Below are 18,145 nucleotides of genomic sequence, written 5' to 3' on the forward strand. Positions count from 1 at the left end.
GCGCGTTGCAAGGTCTCTCGCTCAGCTACGTACGCCCCTCTCAACTTGTTTCCATTCCGAAGCAGCTTCCACTATCACGGGCTCCGATGTGGCGCGCTCTGAACAATACGGATGAGCGAAGATCGAAACGATGGCGCGTTCCAACGTTTCGGCCCGGGTCAGCCTCGCCCGCATCGTGGATGTCTTCGGCACTTATGTGCGCCATGGTTTTCGTCGCGAGCGCGCGCACCGCTCCGGCCGGTACAAATGTTTGGACGAGTCACGGGCCAGGGGGCGGGTCTATCCACGCGCTCGCCATCGATCCGACCACGCCGAGCACGCTCTACGCTGCGACGGGTTTCATCGCCATCAGCGGTGACGCCCTTGGTGGCGGCGTCTTCAAGAGCATCGACGGCGCCAAGAGTTGGCGGGACACGGGCCTGCCACCTGACACTTCCGTCGACGCGCTGGCGATCGACCCGAGCACACCCGGCACGCTGTATGCCGCTACGCTTGATCGGGGCGTGTTCAAGAGCACCGACAGCGCCACCAACTGGTATGCGGTGAACACGGGCCTGCCCGATGCTGGCGTCGTCGCCATCGCGATTGATCCCACTACGCCCAGCGCTCTACGCTGCGACGGCCGCCGGGGTGTTCAAGAGCACGGATCGTGGCACCATCTGGCGGGCTGCCAACACCGGCCTGCCGAGTCCGCGAATCGCCGCGCTTGCGATCGATCCCACTACTCCCTCCACGCTCTACGCCGCCGCGCTGTCGGATTACGGTGGGCCGCCGGGCGGCGTGTACAAGAGCACCGATGGCGCCGCCACCTGGCAGGCTGGTAACGTTGGCCTGCCCCCCAACACTATCGCGAACGTACTCGCCATCGATCCAACCACACCCGGCACACTCTACGCCGGGACACAGTACAGCGGTGTGTTCAAGACCACCGACGGCGCCACCAGTTGGCAGGCGTTCGGCGCTGCCCTGCCTCCCGAGTCCATCCTCAACGCACTCGTCATTGATCCCGGCACGCCTAGCGCCCTCTACGCCGCGACCGGCTCCTTCGTCTCCGACGGTTCCGGTGGTGGCGTGTTCAAGACCACGGACGGTGCCGCTAGCTGGCAGGCTGTCAGCACCGGCCTTCCCACGAACACTATTGTCAACACGTTCGCCATCGATCCCGCCTTGCCCGGGACGCTCTACGCCGGGACGGACTATCGGGGCGTGTTCAAGAGCGCCGATGGTGCCGCTAGCTGGGACGCTGCCAGTGTGGGTCTGCCTCCAGGTGTTGTCGTCAACGCGCTAGCTATCGATCCGGCTACGCCCACTACACTGTACGCGGGAACGTCGCACGTCGGCGTCTTCAAGAGTACGGATGGTGCCGCGAGTTGGCAAGACACAGGCCTGATCGCTGACTTCGTTAACGCCCTCGCCGTTGATCCAACCACGCCGAGCACGCTCTACGCCGCGGCGGCCGGTGTCTTCAAAAGCACCGACGGCGCCAGCACCTGGCGCGATGCCAGCACCGGCCTGATCGACAATGCAGCCGTCTCCGTGCTCGCCATCGATCCCGCCACGCCCAGTGTGCTCTACGCCGGGGCGGGGTACGGTGGCCTGTTCAAGAGCAGCGACGGTGCCCGTAGCTGGCACGATGTCACCGGCGAAATGTTTGCGGTTGATAGCGTCGAGTCGCTCGCGATCGACCCGAACACGCCCACCACGCTCTACGTTGGAACACTCAGGGGAGGCGTGTTCAAGAGTACGGACGGTGCCGCCAACTGGTACGCCGTGAACAGCGGTCTGACCCACCTCATCAGAACAGACTTCGGGGTCTCCGTGCTTGCCATCGATCCTGTCACGCCCAGCACGTTGTACGCAACGACGGGGTATGGCGGTGTCTTCAAGACCACCGACGGCGCCACAACCTGGCACCCAGCCAGCGCTGGCTTGGTAGATCCCTTCCGCTTCGCGCTCGCCGTTGATCCTGTTACCCCCAGCACGCTTTATGTCGGGACGGGCGGGCGCGTGTTCAAGAGCACCGACGGCGCCGCCAGTTGGCACGCTGTGAACGCCGACCCAATCCTCTATGCTGCCTTTGCACTCGCCATCGATCCCACCAAGTCCATGAAGCTCTACGCCGGAACGTACGGTCGGGGCGTGTTCGAGATCGAGCAGGTCTGCGCCGGCGACTGTCATGAAGATGGGCAAGTGACGGTCGACGAACTAGTGACCCTGGTGAACACGGCCCTCGACAACGGCTCCGTGTCGGCGTGCAGCAACGGCGACATGGATCACGACGGCCACATCACGATCGATGAGATCATGATGGCCGTGAACTTCGCGCTGGAAGGCTGCCTGTAGATCAGGAGCATCACGACATCACGAGAGGTTGAAAGCACGAAGATAGCGCACGTTCGACAAGCCCATCTCTCGTTTCGTGGTGTCGTCCCCTCGTGCTTTCGTGATTCTCCATGATCGAGCGATCGTCCGGGGCTTGACTTGAGCGCGAACTTTCCTGACAAGGAGCGCCCATGGGCAAAGCAATCTCAAGTGATCTGGTTGGCATGACGTTCGAGCCGGTTCCCTTCAAGTGGGATTCGAAGGACGTGATGCTGTATGCGGTCGGGGTCGGGGCCAAGCCGGAGGGCGAACTGGAGTTCGTCTATGAAGGCAAAGGTCCCAAAGTGTTGCCGACCTTTGCGGTGATTCCCGGCATGTTCTCGATGGGCGGCCTGGTCTCGAACGTCGACATCGATCTCGCCATGCTGTTGCACGGCGAGCAATCGATCACGTTGCATCGGGAGATTCCGCCCGACGCCAGCGTGCGCGTCACCGGCCGCGTCAGTGAAGTGTGGGACAAGGGCAAGGCCGCGGTGATCGGTTCCGAAGGCATCGTCGAGGACGATCAGGGTCTCTTGCTGACTACGAAGGCGACGCTGTTCATTCGCGGCGCCGGCGGCTTTGGCGGCGAGCGGGGCCCGTCGACACAGGGCGTGAACGTGGTGCCCGAGCGCAAACCCGATCATGTGATCGAAGAGCCGACGCGGCCGGAGCAGGGCGCGATCTATCGTCTGTCCGGCGACCGCAACCCGATCCACATCGATCCCGACTTCGCCACGATGGCCGGCTTCCAGAAGCCGTTCATGCACGGGCTGTGTACCTACGGCATCGTCGGCCGTGCGATCCTGCGCGCGCTGTGCGGTGGCGATCCGGCGCGCTTCAAGTCGTTCGAGGCCCGCTTCGCCGATCAGGTCTACTTCGGTGACGTGATCATCACGAAGATGTGGGTGACCGGCAAAGGCGAGTCGATCGTGCAAGCGGAGACGCAGAAGGGCAACGTCGTGTTGTCGCAAGCGCGCACGACGTTCAAGTCGTAAGCGCGCATGAGAAAGAGAGCGCCCCACGCGCTCTTCTACTTATGCCTAGTCCCTCCGCACCGCACCTCTCCGTCGTCATCCCGGCGTACAACGAAGCGCGGCGATTGCCGCGCACGCTCGACGATGTTGTGAGTTATCTCGCGCGCCAGTCGTACGCCGCGGAAGTCCTCGTCGTCGACGACGGTTGCCAGGACGGCACCGCCAACCTCGTGCGCACGCGCGCCGCCGGCACCGCGTTGCCAATCGAAGTGATCGAACAACCCGACCAGCGCAATCACGGTAAAGGTGCCGCGGTTCGCCGCGGCATGTTGGCGGCGCGCGGCTCCCATCGCTTGTTCATGGACGCCGACAACTCGACGACGATCGATCACGTCGAAACATTCTGGCCGGCCATCGAGGCTGGCTTCGATGTCGTGATCGGCTCGCGCGACGTGCCGGGTGCCGACGTGCACGTGCATCAGGCCTGGTACCGCGAGCTGGCCGGTAAGCTCGGCAATCGGGTCATCCAACTGTTGGCCGTGCCCGGCATTCACGACACCCAGACGGGTTTCAAGATGGTGACCGCGGCGTGCGTGGAGCGCGTGTTCCCGCTGCTCACCATCGACCGCTGGGGCTTCGACGTGGAAATCCTCGCGGTGGCGCGCGCGCTGGGCTTTCGCATCAAAGAACTGCCCGTGCGCTGGGTGGACCAACCCGACAGCAAGCTGAAGGCGACGAGTTATCTCGAAGTGCTGCGCGAAGTCTGGCAAGTGCGCCGCAATCTGCGCGCTGGACGCTATCGATCACTCGATTCGTGACAACCGAAGAGTTGTCGCGCTGCGCCTGACGCTCCGACACCTTAAGAAGGACCGGATCAAAGAAGGTGCTATGCGCTTCGCTGCGATTGAACGACATTCCACGTCGGCTGTGGTTGCCGCTTTGCGGCACCGTGTGCTGAGTTCCTGACGAGGTTCGAGGCGCGCCGTTTGCGGCGCGCCTCAAACCCAAGAGAGCTTTGCCGAACGCAATCATGGCGTGCTTCGTGCTTTGCGAGGCGAGTGCGATGAATGAGGGGATATTGAAACTGCCGGTGTCATCGAAGGGGTTCACGCTGATTGAGTTGCTGGTCGTGGTCGCCATCATCGGCATTCTGGCTGCCGTCGCTATCCCGCAGTTCACCGCCTACCGTCAGCGCGGCTTCGATGCGCGAGCCAACTCTGATCTGCGCAACGCGGCGACGTCGGAGGAGGCGTACTACGCGACGTATCGCGTCTATGTGTCCGAGGATTTGAACGGACCAGCGACTGCGACGACTCTGCCAGGACTAGCGATCTCGGATACCGTTCACGTTGCTGTGTACCCTGTGGGGAACACCGACGGCTTCAGCGGCTATAGCTACTCCTTCAACGGTACCATGCAGTTCAACTGGGACAGTACGAACGGTGGCATGCAGCCAGCTTCCCCCCAGACCTGAGCCCTCTGACCACGTGGCGCAAGCGTAGATAGCCTCAACGGCCTGCAAGGGAGGGAATTGTGAAACTGTCGGTATCATCCAAAGGGTTCACGTTGATCGAGTTACTGGTCGTAGTCGCCATCATCGGTATCTTGGCCGCCGTCGCCATCCCGCAGTTCACCGCGTACCGCCAGCGGGGATTCGATGCGAGGGCCAACTCGGATCTGCGCAACGCGGCGACGTCGGAGGAGGCGTACTACGCGACGTATCAAGTCTATGCGTCAGAGTCGTTGGACGGACCAGCGACCTCGACCACTCTCCCGGGATTGATGGTTTCGGATACCGTTCACGTTGAAGTCTACCCAGGGGGGCTATCTGTCATTTCGAATTTGGGGAGCTCAAACGAAGGCTTCCAGGGCCGAAGCTACTCCTACAATGGCACGAAGGAGTTCCGCTGGGATAGCACGAATGGTGGCATGCAGTCAGATGCCGGCACTACCTTCACGGCGGCCTGAGCAACTCAGAACACGTAGCGCAACCGCAGATAGCCTTCGTCATTGCGCTTGTACTGGCCGCCGACCGATTGGCTGCGACCGGCGATGAAGAGATAGCCGACGCGCGCGTCGATCGCGTCGGTGATCCGGTAGGTCAGCCGCGGCAACAGGATCGAGTAGTCGCTCTCAATGCCGTAGACGCCGATGAGCTGCGCCTGCAGATCGTCGCTGAGGAAATTCTTGCGCAGGTTGGCCAGCAAGCGGGTGTCGACATTCTTGATAAGCAGGTCGATGTCGTTGTGCAGCACGTCGGTCTGGTTCGCCTGCAGCAACAGGAAGTAGCCGTCGACCGCATAGTCGGCACCGGCTCCCCACTCGACCGCATCGTGAACCACGAACGACGTCCCGAGGTCGATCGGCACTTCCGGTATGCCGTGCGCGAAGGCGATCAAGCCGGCTTTGATCTGCGGCGCGAGCACACTCGGGTTACTGACGAGGAAGCGCAGGTCGCGGCTGAAGGGACGGCCGCTGACGTAGGCGCCCTCGCCGCGAAAAGTAAAACCGCCCCACGTGTACGCCGCGTCGGTGCCGTAGGCATCGATGGTGCGAAACACCGGCGACAGCAATGTCTCCGCGGTGATGCCGTTGGGGAGTTGAGTCGGATCGGGCGGAGCGAACGCGATCGCCGCGGCGCTGAACGCCGGCGTCGGGTCGAAGCCGTGGTAGTAATAGAGTGCAACGTCGGCGCCGCGGACAACGCCCGACCAGCGCGCGGCCCAGTCGCTATTTTGAAACTGCCGCGCCGGTGGGGCGGCGTTGATCGCCTGCAAGCGCACCGGCACGCTGAACGCCGGATTGGGATGACCGCCTAACTCGAACAGCCCCGCCGGTACGGAGAAGACATCCGCCGGTGTGGCCGCCGGAGGAAACCAGCGCTCACCGGGATTGGGAAAGCGATACGGGACGTAGATCGGCGCGTACACCACCGTGAAGCGGCTGTCGTCCGGCAGCCAGTCGCGCGCGGGTAGGGAGTACGAGCCCTGTATCGCCGGTACGCCGATCTTGCGCTCGTCTTCTTCTTGCAACAGCGGATCGACGAAGCGTTCGGGATTGATCAGGTCATTGGGTTGCTGACGGTCGAGCTTGCCCCACGCGAATTTCTGCTTGCCGACTTGCAGATCGAACGCCTCGAAGTGTGCATCGAGGTACGCCTCTTCAAACTCGACCGCTGGCGACACGTCCTGGAAAGTATCGTTGAGGTTGAACGTGCCGGACTTCGTGGCTTGAAACGTCGGCCCGCCGTTGACGCCGACGGTGCTGGTGTCGAGGTGGAGCCAATCAGTCAATTGAGCGGCTCCGCGCACGCGCAGCGTCTCGAGCGTTCGATCGTGGCCGGTAGCGCGGTTGGTCTCGAAGACTTCGCGGATCTCGGCCGCGCCGTCCAACTCGATCGTGCGCCCACCCACTGTGGTGCGCAGCGCCCACGCGGTTGGCGCGCTCAACGTCAGCGCGGAAACACAGCCCGCCAGCAGCGCCATCGACGTGCGTGATGTGTGCCCGGTCAACCTCATGCCTCCCCTTCCCGCAGGTCGCAAAGTCGCGGTCTACTAGCTTGGAATCATCGTTCGGTGCAATCTATACAGGGACATCACCCAGGAGGGCACGCAGTGAACCCAGACGTCATCAAGGGACTCGAAGACGACATCCGCGCGGTCCACGCGCGGTTCATGGCCGCGATGGAGCAGCGGCTGCCGGCGATGCAAGTGGAAACCAAGGAGCGCTACTTCGTAGTGCTGACCTCGCTGGTTGGGAAACTCGAAACCCCCGAGAAAAATCTGCGCGACATCTTGCAGGAAGTAATGTCGGAGGCGGCGAGCCTGATCTTCGAAGAGATGTCGGGCGGCTAGGTCCGACAGCAGACGCCCGACGCGGCCGTCGCTGTCGACATCTGTTTCTCAAGCGTGTAGGACTCGCTGTCATCTCGTACGGAGGACATGTGCATGCGCTCGGTAAGGATGCCTCGGGGTTTGCTGGCTGTGGCCATGGTGTGGGCCGCTCTCTGCAGCGTGGCTGCGGCGGTGACGATCGATGTCGAGTCGGCGCCGGGCATGCCCGGTGCCACCGTCGATGTCGTCGTGGCAATGAGCGCCGGGCCCGGCGAGCAAGTCGTCGGAATGCAGAATGATGTCTGCTTCGATCCGAGCGTGTTGACGTTCGGAGCGTGCAAGATCAATCCGGACATTGGACCCGGGTCGGATACCGAAAAGCAACTCGGCACGAGCGTCGTGCGCGGCACCTGCGTCCGCAATATTCTCTTCCATGCGGCCAATCTGAATGCGATTCCACCTGGGCTACTGTACGAGTGTACATTTGGAATCGCGGCGAATGCGCCGCCTGGAAGCAGTTTGCTGCAGAACACTGGGATCATTGCCTCCGACTCGAAAGGACATCGATTGCCAGCGTCCGGTGCGAGTGGTTCGATCATGGTGGGTGGCGGCAATACCGGCGGCGGTGCAGGAACGGGGAGCGCGCAACGACTCGAACCAGCGATGCCGCAGGTAGGCCAACCGGCTCCGGTCGCACCTGGATCGATGCCGCAGGTCGGCAACGGGTCGCAGGTGCCGCCGCCGGCGCAAGCGGGTCAGCCCGGAGCGGCTGGCCGAGTAGAGCCGCGACTGGAAGCCGCGCCAGGCGAGCGTTTGGAAGCGGCGCCAGCCGAACCTCACAACGCGCAATTGCAGGCGGTGCCGACGGCAGTAGCGACGAGTGCGGCAACGGCTACGAAGGCAAAGGCCGCAACGACGCCAGCAGCCACGGCGACGAAGGCCACGCCGGTGGCTACGGCGACGACCAAGAAGACGACACCGAGTGCGGCCGAGGCGACGCCGACGGCCAAGACGGACGCATCGGACAAGCCGAGCAAGTAGCCCACGGAAGCGGGAACGGGATCGCGAGCGAGTGACGAATCACGGAGGGCAGGGATGATCACCGTACCGGCAATGCGACTGCATCAGTTCGGCGTCGAGTTCTATCAAGCGATCTTGGGTGTCAGCGACGTGCAGAAGCTCGTCCGCTTCGAAGTGCTCAGCTACACCGGCGACGGTCGCACCGCCGGCAAGCGGCCGGTCAAAGCTGGACGCGCCGGCAAGATCAACTGGGATGTATTGGAGAGCAAGATCGCCCACAGCGAGGAGGCCTACCAGCGCCCGCTGATTCAGAAGAAGATTGCCGAGCTGATGGACTACTACGTGCAATGCTCCGAATCCGGCAGTCTGCCCGCCGTGCCAGGCGCGGTGCTGCTCACGTCGGAGCGCCGGCTCGAGTTCGTGCCGGTCAGCTCCCACCGCATTCTTGGCGTCCTGCAGTTGCCGCCCGAGTCGGGATCGCTGCGCGCGCTCGACGGCCAACATCGCTTGCTGGCGATTCATCAGCTCGCCGAGCAACGGCCGCTGGAGAACGTGCAAGTGCCGGCGATCATCTTCGATCGGCTGACGCCGGATCAGGTGGTCGAGTTGTTCGTTACCATCAACGCCAAGCACACCAAGTTGAACCCATCGCACTTGATCAGCTTGTCGGGCCGTCGCCTCTATCCAGACAAGGCGTTGGCCGCGAGTCACGACATCATTCGCGTGTTGTCGGAGAACAAGGATTCGCCGTTGCACGGCGATATCAAACTGTTCGGCGTCGGCCACGGCCGGGTGGCGCAAGCGCCGCTTGCCGACGAGTTGAAGGGGGTGTTCACCGCGCTCGACGCCTTCGGCGGTCGCCAGGCGGAAGTGTTTCACGAGAACGCGCCGCGCTTCTTCTTGACGTACTTCAAACAGATCGCGCGCGTGTTCAATAAAGCCTGGAGCAGCAAGCGCTACAGCATCAAGACTGCGACCGCGCTGCGCGCGTTCCTGCGGCTGGTGCCCGACGTGTTGTCGACGATTCGGCACAACGGCGGCGATCCGTATGAGGCGGCCTCGATTCACGACGCCATCGCGCCGTGGCACGAGTACGTCGGCGATGCGCGCTTCGAAACCGAAGGCGAGTGGCGCATGAAGCAAGCCGGCGGCACGCGCGGCACCGTCGACGTCCTCGCCCGCGAGCTGCGCTCCGCGCTGCGGACGTGATCGTGCGACTGGATGTTCCTCTCCGTGTAGGGGCGACGCATGCGTCGCCCGCGCGGTGATGCGTTGGCCGGGAGAAGACGGAGGGCGAGGCAAGCATCGCCCCTACGCCTTGCGATTCTCGTAGGGTCCCTATGCGGACTATCTGTCACTAGCGAGTGAGAACCAACGACTCGATGAGATCCACAGAGATCTCATCCAGCGATTTGACAACACGCGTTGCCAACGTGAAGTCGTTGTCGATAGTAAAATCGTGCGGCACGGCGATGCACAAGCAGCCAGCGCGGTGGGCCGCCACCACGCCCTTGTGCGCGTCCTCGATCACCACACAGCGGTCAGGTGGAAGGCCGAGTCGCGCCGCGGCGGTGAGAAAGGCGGCGGGCTCGGGCTTGGCCCCAACGTAGTCCTCGCGCGTCACGATCGCCGCGAAGTAGCCGCGCAGTTCGAATCGGTCCATCACATAGTCGACCTCGTCGCGCTTAGAGTTGGTGGCGAGTGCGATCGGAAACGTCGTGCCGAGTCGCGCCAACGCCGCGACGGCGCCGGGCATCAACGTGACCTCGCTGTGCAGGAGTTCTTGATACACCGGATTCTTCAGCGCCCGGAGCTGGTCGGGCGCCATCGGCAGATTGTATTTCTTGACCGCATACTCTGGCCCGCGACCGCCGGCGATCCATTCGCGACCGTATTCCTCGCGCGTGACCTGAACGCCGAAGGGCTGCAGTACCCGGCAGTAGGCCCGATACTGCAACCCCTCAGAGTCGATGATCACGCCGTCGAGATCAAAAATGATCCCCAACGAACACGAGTCACGATCACGATCCACGATCCTACTTCACCACCGCAATGCTCTTGATGATGACCGGCTCGGCCGGCACGTTCTGGTGCGGGATCTTCGTGGTGGTGGCGACTTTCTCGATCTTGTGGACCACGTCGAGTCCGGCGATGACCTTGCCGAAGACGGCGTAGCCATGGCCATCGGGTTTGGGGCGGGTGAGGTTGTCGTTGTTGACGACATTGATGAAGAACTGCGCCGTGGCGCTGTCGGGATCGCCGGTGCGCGCCATGGCGATGGTTCCTTCATCGTTCTTCAAGCCGTTGTCGGCCTCGTTTTTGATCGGCGCGTTGGTGGGCTTCTGGCGCATCTCCTGGTCGAAGCCGCCGCCCTGAATCATGAAGCCGGGGATGACGCGATGGAACACGGTCCCGTCGTAGAACTTGCTGTTCACGTAGGCGAGGAAGTTCTTCACCGTGATGGGTGCCTTCACTTCGTCCAATTCGATTTTGATGTCGCCCATTGATGTCGAGACGAGAACCACAGGATTTTTCCCTTCTCCGGCAAACGCGCCGGACCCGGCGAGGCTCACACAGAGAGCCCCGGCAATGACAACGAACCACTTCATCATGCACCTCCTGAGAAATAAATCGCAGCATCCATAGCAACTCGGTTCGTGGGTGCAACCCTTGACCTCTTGAACCCCCACCCCTGCAGACCCTAGAGTGGCACAGAAGGAGTTCGAGATGGCCGACGCCGAACTGCTCCGTGCCGATGCGTTTCCGATCGAACAGGCGAGCGTACGCGGTTTCACCATGCGCTTCGTCCGCGCCGGCATCGGCGGCTTTCCGCTGTTGCTGATCCACGGCTGGCCGGAAACCAAACGCATCTGGTACCGCAACATCGCGCCGCTGGTGGCGGCCGGCTTCGAGGTGATCGCGCCGGATCTGCGCGGCTTCGGCGACAGTGACATTCCCGCCGACGGCTTCTTCGATCTGGCCGCACACGCGCGCGATCTCTACGCGCTGGTGCATGACGGACTTGGTCACCAACAGATCGTGGTGGTGGGCGGCGATCTGGGCGGCGCGATTCTGCAAGACCTGGGGATGCGGTTCCCCGGCTTCGTCGTGCGGCAAGTGGTGTTCAACTCACCGTTGCCCTATCTGCGCGAAGAGCACCGAGGCTTGCGCACGCGGCCGGCAATGGAAGCCGCCGACTACTATCTCCGCCAGGGAACCGGGGCCGACAGCTTACTCGCCGAGCTCTCCACTGAACTCTTGCGGCGCGACTACATCGCGGCGTTCTATGGCCATCGCTTCTGGGCGTCGCCGGGCACCTTCACGTCGGCGGCAGTGACCTTTCTCAGCGAGCCGTTTGCCGATCCGGCGAAGCTGCGCGCCGGCTGGGGCAACTACGAGTCGGCGATGGGGACGCGGCCGCAGTCCGAGCCGCCGCTGTGGGGCAAGAATACGATCCCGACGTTGATTCTGTTCGGCCCCGACGACCACGTCATCTATCCCGACTTCGACGAAATGGCCGCGCGTGTGTTTCCGGAACACATCGGGCCATTTCGCCTCAGCCGGTGCGGCCACTTCCTACAATGGGAACAAGCTCACGTACTCAATCAGACCGTGCGCTACTTCTGCGCCGATCTGCTGGCGCGACGCCGCTGAGCGAAGTGGCCTACGAATGACTCGGTGGCCTCACGTGCGGAAGTCGAGGACCGGACGAACCTCGACCGCGCGTTTGCCCATGCCCGGTATGCGCGCGGCGAACGACAGCGCCTCGTCGAGATCCTTGGCGTCGACCAAATAGTAGCCACCAAATTGTTCCTTAGTTTCGGCGTACGGCCCGTCCGTAATGAGCGGCCTACCTTCGCCGAGGCGCACGGTAGTGGCGGCGCTGCTCGGCGCCAAGCCGCCGCATCCCTTGTACTTACCTGCCTTCCGAAGATCTTGCTCCAAGCGCTCGTGCTCGCGCATGATTGGCGCCATCTCTTCCTGGCTCTTCGTGGTCCAATCCGCCTCATTGGCGTAAATCATCAGCACATAGATCATGCGAATCCTCCCTTCTCGTCTCTCTAGTCGAACGACCACCGCCGTGCTCGACACTTGCGGAGACACATTTTCACTCAGCCTCCAGACGCTAGGGCTTCCACGTAACGACCACCTTGCCGGTCGATCCGCGGCTTTCGAGAAATGCGTGAGCCTTGGCGATCTCGTCGACCGTGAAGCGACCACCCACCGTCGGCTGAACCTCGCCATCGAGTGCAAGGCGGACGACGGCTTCGAGGCAGCGCTGCAGCGCCAGCGGTCGCTGGTCCGATAGACGGAGCATGTTGACGCCGATGATCGATTTCGAGTTGATCATCAACCCGATGGGATGCTGAAAGCCGAAGGACAGCGCGAACGGTAGATCGTGGAGGATCTGCGGCCGGCCGGCTCCGCGCGACGCGGCGCCGAGGCAGACCAGTCGTCCGCCTGCCGCCAGCAGTTGCAATCCTTTGCGCACCGAGGCGCCGCCGAGCGAATCGAAAATAACATCGAGGCCGTCGCTACCGCGAATTTGCCGAACGACCTCGACGAAATCGCTGCTGCGGTAGTTGATCGGGTGATCGACGCCGAGACCGCGCAGGTACGTCAGCTTGTCCGCCGAGCCCGCTGTGCCGTAGACGATGCAGCCGCGTCGCTTGCAGAGTTGGACCAGTGCGGTGCCGACGCCGCCCGCCGCGGCGTGTACGAGAACATGATCTCCCGGATGCAGTCGGGTCATTTCTTCCGCGCAGTGATACGCGGTGCCGTACTGGGTCGGTAAGGCGGCGGCGACGCCGGCGTCCATTGTGTCGGGTATTGTCGCCACCGCGCGCGCATCGGTCACCGCATGAGTGGCGTAGCCACCGAAGCGCGTGAACCCTGTGACCCGCGTCCCCACTTGCGGGCTGGTGGCGCCGGTTCCCAACGCGTCGATGCGGCCCACCACTTCGTACCCGATCACGCACGGGATCGGCGGCGCCTCTTGGTACGTCCCCTGTCGCGCCGAGACGTCGGCGTAGTTGAGGCCGAACGCCTCGACCGCGATTCGTACCTGTCCCGGCCCCGGTTCCGGCGTCGGCAACTCGCGAACCTCGAAAGCCTGATCAGCCGCGCCGTAGCATACGAGAACGACAGCTTTCATAATTTCCGTGCCTTCCAGATTTCTTCGCACGGCCAGCGTCGTGCCCACTCCAACGATACGAACTTCCATCCGGAAGTTGCGCCTTCAGGCGGACGAATCTCGATGAGGTCTTCGACGACGAAGCCGTAACGACGCAGCAAGCGAATCCATTCCCCGTGTGGGAGATGAAACTCCACCGAGCCATCGGCTGGGTTGTGACTGCGGTGCATGCCGAAGTAATCGCACACCAGGCTCGTTCCCGCGCTCTCCGCTTCCATCGGCCAACACAGTTGAATGATGGCGCTGTTGGTCAGAAAGGCCAGCAGGCCGCCGGGCCGCAGCAGCCGCACCGCTTCCGCCACCATGCGCTCGGGCTCCACCCACAGCGCGGCTCCGTATTCATTGAACACGATATCGAAGCTCTCGTTGGCGAGCGGTACCTGCGCGCCGTCGGCGAGAACGAGAGGAAACTCCACGCCAAACTCGCGTTGAAAAGCCCGCGCGTGCGCGAGTTGACCCGGAGAGTTGTCGAGGCCGACCACGCGGGCGCCGCGCCGCGCCAGCCACGACGAGAAGTAGGCGTTGCCGCAGCCGTGTTCCAGAACATCCTTCCCAGACACATCGCCGAGCACTTGCAGCTCGCGCTCCTCGACGTGCCAGATTCCCCAGTGCGCCGACGCGTTCTGCTGCCAGTTCCGTCGACCGCTGACAGCAAAGTCGTTGCTCAGACGATCCCAAGCCTTACGATTGCGGCGCGCGTCGTCAATCATGGCCGCGAGTGTACTCTATAGCGACAGCACGTGTCCTTCGGACGGCTCTATCTTGCCGTCGAGCGCCGCTCGATAGACGGACTCGACCGCAGCTTGGCCGTGGCCCTCGACGACGCGCAGCCAGCGCGCGGCGGAGTCGAGGAATCTTCGCATCGCCTCGCCGACGCGCGTTTGCAACCCGGCCATGCCCCAGTCGCCGCTGCGCCTTCTCGCGTGATCGGGCGCGAAAAACAGAATCGGGGTCGGCCCCGGCAATTCCCCGCCCGGCGCCATTTTCTCCCAGTGCGTGACGCCCACCGAGCAGCTGTACCTGAGACTGTCGCCGAGCGCGTGATGCACCGCACTCACCACCGTCGCGTTGCCGGCGAAGTCGACGAATACCGCCGGCGTCTGGCTGGAGAGTGACCGCAGGTCGTCGTAAGCAACCACACGGTCGTAGTAACCGGTGCGCTCGACGAATGACTTGTTCGACGGCGAGGTCAGGCCCACGACGTCGCACTGCTCGCGTCGCGCGTGTGACAGCAGGAAGGCAAGGCCAAGGGCGGTCTTGCTCGATGCGCTGGATAGAATGACCGAGCGCGCGCCGAAGAATGCGCTCTCGGCGAGGAAGTCGTCGAGCAGGAACGATGTGGTGAAGAGCGGACGGAAGAGCGCGAGCTGTGCTTCATGGGCGCGATCGTAGCCCGGGTCAGCCGCGACGCGCGTGTACTGGTTGTAAATGGGCGGCAGGCTGGCGCGATGTGGCGCGGCGTCGATGAAGCCCGCGGCGGAAACGCGGTCCGCCTGTACGACGAGGTACGTCGACATCGGAAAGTAACCGAAGATGCGCTCGCCTGGCTGCAGGCCATCGTGGCGCGAGCGCACGATGTCGCCGAAGCCCCACACGGGGATGCGCCCCCAACCTTCTTGCGTGGGAAAGAAGGACCAGTAACCGATGAGGTCGCCGACCGCGCCATACGTGATGTTGTTCGCGGTGAGGGCGAAGCGATCGATGCGCAGCAAGAGCTGCCCGGCCTCGAGTGCAACGTCGCCAGTGTCGCGCCCAGGCACGAACGCAGTCTGACGCAGATCATTTCTATTGACGATGAAGTCCATGGACTACACCACGGGTGGATATTCCGCGTGCTGCGGCAGGTCGTCGGCGATCGTGTACCACGGCGCCATAGAACCGACGAAGATGTGTGCTTGCGGATGCATGCCGGGGTCGTCGTCCAGACCGCCCATCGGCACCACCGCTATTCCCCGGTCACGATCGATTCGCGGCATGCTCGAACCGCACGTCCGACAGAAGAGATGCGTGAACCGCTGCGCGTCGGGGACTTTGTACGACATCAAGAGATCTTCGCCGCGGGTGAAGCGCAGGCCGTCGCTGCCGACGAAGAGGTTGGACGCGTACGCAGCGGACCGCGCTCGGCGGCAACGGCTGCAGTGGCAGTTCATGCAGCGAATCGGTGTGCCCTCGACGACGTACGCGACGCTGCCGCAGAGGCAGCTGCCGCGCGGGCTCCCGGGCGGGTCGAGCGGCGGACGGTCCGGCAATATCGCCGCGTCGATGCCGGGCGGATACGCGTCGAAGCACGGCACGCTGTCGTCGATCTCGAACCACGGCGCCTTCGACGCGACGAAGATGTGCGCGAGTGCGCGGACGCCGGGATCGTCTTCGAAATTGCCGGCGGGAACAAAGACGGCTCCATCCAACGCATCGCCCGGCACCACCGATCCACACCGACCGCAGAAGCAACGCGCGAAACCCGGCGCCGAATCCCAGCGCCGAACGTGCTCGCTGCCGCGCATTTTGAAGCCCGCCGCCGGCGCCGCAATGTAGGTGGCGAACGCCGCGCCGTGCGCCTTTCGGCACCGTGAGCAGTGGCAGTGCGACATCCACCCGAACGGGCCGTCGGCCTCCCAGGTAACATCTCCACACAGACACCGCGCGCGATTCATATGAGATCCTCCGTCTCCCGATTACACCCGTTTAGGTCTTGTGAATGAAAGTCCCAGAAGGTGCAACAGTCCGCCACCTTGCCCCGAGTCAGCGCCGCGCGCCGAGATCCATAGAGGAAGTGATCACCGATGGTCATTTCTACTCCGGCTCGCGTTGGTAGGGGTGGAGTTGCCGACGGCATCATCCCCCACAAATCGCGGGCGCCGGGTAGGTGCCACTCTCTCCCTTCACGAGATGATAGATCACCCACGGTCGCGACGCCGACCGGTACACTTCCTCGTAGTGCGCGCACAGCATCGCTTTGAACCGCGCTCCGTCGGCTGATTGTAGCAGGTGCGGTTCGTCCCACACTCCGACATAGTCGACGCCTCCCTGCCAGGTGGGCACCGCCGCCCATCGCACTCCAGGGGCAGTCCAACCATACAGCGTACGATCGAAAAGCGCGCCAAATGGGCTGGCGGTGCGCTTGAAGTTGACGGGGAAATACGACAGCTCGCCCTCGTAGAAGCTCAAGATGGTCCGGTCAGCTCCAACTCCCAGCAGGTCGCCAGCGTGCAACAGTGGACGAGTCTGTGTCGCCAGCGTCGGGGTGCCGACCTCCATCCAGTCGCCTGCGGTCACCACCAGAGCTTTCGTGTGATCGTGCAGTAGCGCCGCACTGTCGCTGATCTCGCGCTCGGCCATGCTGGCCGGTCGCAGCACTACGTACAGGCGGGATAAGTGTACCAGCGAGAAAGCCAGAAACGTCAGCGCCAGCGCCGCATCAAGACGCGCTGGGAGACGCCAGGTTTTCAGCACGACAAGGAGCAGCAGGAAGAAGAGCAGATTGCAGCGTACGCCAATGTACGCGCCGCCCGCTCCATCCTCCGGCATGAGTAGCGCCAGTAACAGGGCCACAACCACCACTACGAGGCGGCGCCGAGCCGCGCGGCCCGCGCCGAAGGCATTGCGCTGTTCATCGCGCAGAAACAACGCGCCCAGCGTGAGCAACGCAAGTGATGGCAGGGCACTCCACCACAGCGCCCCTTCCCCGGCGAACGCCCCGCCGGCCATGAGCCCGGCTACCCTGACCCCGATCCGCTCCCACGTGTATGCGGTCGACGCCTCTGGATACCGGGCCGCGACGGCGAGTAGAGGCAGCGACGACACCGCCAGTATCCCGAACTCGCGCAGGCTCACGCGTCGCTCGCTGATTGCCGATGCGATCGACGCGGCACCCAAGAGTACAAATGTCCACCCCGCCGTCAGGATGTGAAGGAACGGGAGGATGGCCAAGAGACACCCGGCGACGAGGAGGCGCCGCGCGTTGAGACCCACATCGTCACGCGTCCACAGGGCGATGGTGTGTAGCGCCACGGGCATGCTCAGACAGAAGCTGTAAAACCCCATGCGCAGGACAAAGCTCATTGCGAACAGCGGCAGCGCACACTGTGGAAAGAAGCAGGCTTCGGTGTCTTCGGCGACGAAGAGGAAATGCCAGAATAGGCCCCCGACAAACGCGAGAACGAGGAACGTCTCAACCCACAGCGACGGCATTGCGCCGAGCAGGAGCGAAACGGTCTCATGCACTGTCCAGGTTGACAGCGCTGACGCGGACCATTCAAACGCGTGATCGATGGCCGGGTAGTGAACGCTGCCGAGATGCCTGATGACATGCCCGGCGTACAGGTGAGCGGGCCCGTCCTGGGTCGGAAATGGTGTGAGCAGCAAGACGGGAATGCTGGTGAGAATCAGGGGCAGGCCGCGCCAGCACTGCCCCCTCATCGCGTCGCCTGCGCCAGCAACCGCCGCGCCCCGCCCTCAATGACGAGCACAATGTGCGGTGCCAACAGCGCCACCGCCGGCATGAGAGAACGATTGCTGAAGTGACTCTGGTCGCCGTACGCGTACCGGGCGATCGCCAGCGCCTGCGCCGCCACCCCGACTAGTAGCAGCAGCAGAAAGGGATCCCGTTTTGATCGATACTTCGCCGGAAACCCCATCGCTGCCAAGAGGATGGGGTTCGATACCAGTAGGCCATTGGGTTCCATGCTGGCGGTTTCTCATGCCGTCCCGATCAATACGGGGCGGGCGAGCGGAAGCTACGATGGATACGCCGGCGAAGG

General features: G+C 63.4%; 17 protein-coding genes and 3 pseudogenes. 9 read left to right on the top strand and 11 right to left on the bottom strand.

Going from position 1 to position 18,145, the window contains the following annotated elements:
* Positions 1-561: 561 nt before the first annotated feature.
* The 5 genes from HYR72_19025 to HYR72_19045 all read left to right on the top strand — a co-directional run bounded on the left by HYR72_19025 (position 562) and on the right by HYR72_19045 (position 5,306).
* Entirely contained in the window at positions 562-2,343 is a 1,782-nt protein-coding gene (locus HYR72_19025; protein ID MBI1817076.1) for a hypothetical protein, read from the top strand.
* 170 nt (positions 2,344-2,513) lie between these two features.
* Complete coding sequence (locus tag HYR72_19030; protein ID MBI1817077.1) at positions 2,514-3,359, top strand: MaoC family dehydratase N-terminal domain-containing protein; 846 nt, start codon at positions 2,514-2,516, stop codon at positions 3,357-3,359.
* Positions 3,360-3,400: 41 nt separating this feature from the next.
* On the top strand, positions 3,401-4,156 hold the full coding sequence (locus tag HYR72_19035; GenBank protein MBI1817078.1) for a glycosyltransferase family 2 protein: 756 nt from the start codon (positions 3,401-3,403) through the stop codon (positions 4,154-4,156).
* Between the two features lie 245 nt (positions 4,157-4,401).
* Positions 4,402-4,812: a prepilin-type N-terminal cleavage/methylation domain-containing protein gene (locus HYR72_19040; protein ID MBI1817079.1), complete on the top strand. Its 411-nt coding sequence runs from the start codon at positions 4,402-4,404 to the stop codon at positions 4,810-4,812.
* 65 nt (positions 4,813-4,877) lie between these two features.
* Positions 4,878-5,306 (top strand): prepilin-type N-terminal cleavage/methylation domain-containing protein, encoded by a 429-nt coding sequence (locus HYR72_19045; protein ID MBI1817080.1) that lies wholly within the window; start codon positions 4,878-4,880, stop codon positions 5,304-5,306.
* Between the two features lie 5 nt (positions 5,307-5,311).
* Here HYR72_19045 and HYR72_19050 read toward each other — a convergent pair whose 3' ends face one another.
* On the bottom strand, positions 5,312-6,856 hold the full coding sequence (locus HYR72_19050) for a hypothetical protein (protein MBI1817081.1): 1,545 nt from the start codon (positions 6,854-6,856) through the stop codon (positions 5,312-5,314).
* 96 nt (positions 6,857-6,952) lie between these two features.
* On the opposite strand from HYR72_19050, the gene HYR72_19055 reads away from it, so the two are divergent.
* The 3 genes from HYR72_19055 to HYR72_19065 all read left to right on the top strand — a co-directional run bounded on the left by HYR72_19055 (position 6,953) and on the right by HYR72_19065 (position 9,400).
* A complete protein-coding gene (locus HYR72_19055; GenBank protein ID MBI1817082.1) occupies positions 6,953-7,192 on the top strand; it encodes a hypothetical protein in 240 nt (79 codons plus the stop codon).
* Between the two features lie 93 nt (positions 7,193-7,285).
* Entirely contained in the window at positions 7,286-8,212 is a 927-nt protein-coding gene (locus HYR72_19060; protein MBI1817083.1) for a hypothetical protein, read from the top strand.
* A gap of 54 nt (positions 8,213-8,266) precedes the next feature.
* Positions 8,267-9,400, top strand: coding sequence for a DGQHR domain-containing protein (locus HYR72_19065; protein ID MBI1817084.1), 1,134 nt, complete (start codon positions 8,267-8,269; stop codon positions 9,398-9,400).
* A gap of 148 nt (positions 9,401-9,548) precedes the next feature.
* On the opposite strand, the gene HYR72_19070 is transcribed toward HYR72_19065, so the two are convergent.
* Both HYR72_19070 and HYR72_19075 read right to left on the bottom strand, forming a co-directional pair.
* Positions 9,549-10,223 (bottom strand): HAD family phosphatase, encoded by a 675-nt coding sequence (locus HYR72_19070; GenBank protein MBI1817085.1) that lies wholly within the window; start codon positions 10,221-10,223, stop codon positions 9,549-9,551.
* Positions 10,224-10,227: 4 nt separating this feature from the next.
* Positions 10,228-10,803, bottom strand: coding sequence for a peptidyl-prolyl cis-trans isomerase (locus HYR72_19075; GenBank protein MBI1817086.1), 576 nt, complete (start codon positions 10,801-10,803; stop codon positions 10,228-10,230).
* A 115-nt stretch (positions 10,804-10,918) separates the two neighbouring features.
* Here HYR72_19075 and HYR72_19080 point away from each other — a divergent pair, with 115 nt between their 5' ends.
* Positions 10,919-11,845 carry an alpha/beta fold hydrolase gene (locus tag HYR72_19080; protein ID MBI1817087.1) on the top strand — a complete coding sequence of 309 codons (927 nt, stop codon included), beginning with the start codon at positions 10,919-10,921 and terminating at the stop codon, positions 11,843-11,845.
* Positions 11,846-11,875: 30 nt separating this feature from the next.
* On the opposite strand, the gene HYR72_19085 is transcribed toward HYR72_19080, so the two are convergent.
* From HYR72_19085 to HYR72_19120, 8 genes and pseudogenes are all read right to left on the bottom strand, one after another.
* Entirely contained in the window at positions 11,876-12,229 is a 354-nt protein-coding gene (locus tag HYR72_19085) for a YciI family protein (protein MBI1817088.1), read from the bottom strand.
* Between the two features lie 88 nt (positions 12,230-12,317).
* Positions 12,318-13,346 (bottom strand): zinc-binding dehydrogenase, encoded by a 1,029-nt coding sequence (locus tag HYR72_19090; protein ID MBI1817089.1) that lies wholly within the window; start codon positions 13,344-13,346, stop codon positions 12,318-12,320.
* Entirely contained in the window at positions 13,343-14,095 is a 753-nt protein-coding gene (locus HYR72_19095; GenBank protein MBI1817090.1) for a class I SAM-dependent methyltransferase, read from the bottom strand. Before HYR72_19095 ends, HYR72_19090 begins: the two co-directional genes overlap by 4 nt.
* Positions 14,096-14,110: 15 nt before the next feature.
* A pseudogene (locus tag HYR72_19100) lies at positions 14,111-15,199 on the bottom strand (DUF2855 family protein).
* A gap of 63 nt (positions 15,200-15,262) precedes the next feature.
* Positions 15,263-15,535: pseudogene (locus HYR72_19105) on the bottom strand (GFA family protein).
* A gap of 177 nt (positions 15,536-15,712) precedes the next feature.
* Positions 15,713-16,039 (bottom strand): annotated as a pseudogene (locus HYR72_19110) (GFA family protein).
* Positions 16,040-16,220: 181 nt separating this feature from the next.
* A complete protein-coding gene (locus HYR72_19115; GenBank protein MBI1817091.1) occupies positions 16,221-17,804 on the bottom strand; it encodes a hypothetical protein in 1,584 nt (527 codons plus the stop codon).
* Positions 17,801-18,070 (bottom strand): hypothetical protein, encoded by a 270-nt coding sequence (locus HYR72_19120; GenBank protein MBI1817092.1) that lies wholly within the window; start codon positions 18,068-18,070, stop codon positions 17,801-17,803. Before HYR72_19120 ends, HYR72_19115 begins: the two co-directional genes overlap by 4 nt.
* Positions 18,071-18,145 lie beyond the last annotated feature (75 nt).

The organism is Deltaproteobacteria bacterium, assembly GCA_016178705.1.
Classification (GTDB): domain Bacteria; phylum Desulfobacterota; class Binatia; order HRBIN30; family JACQVA1; genus JACOST01.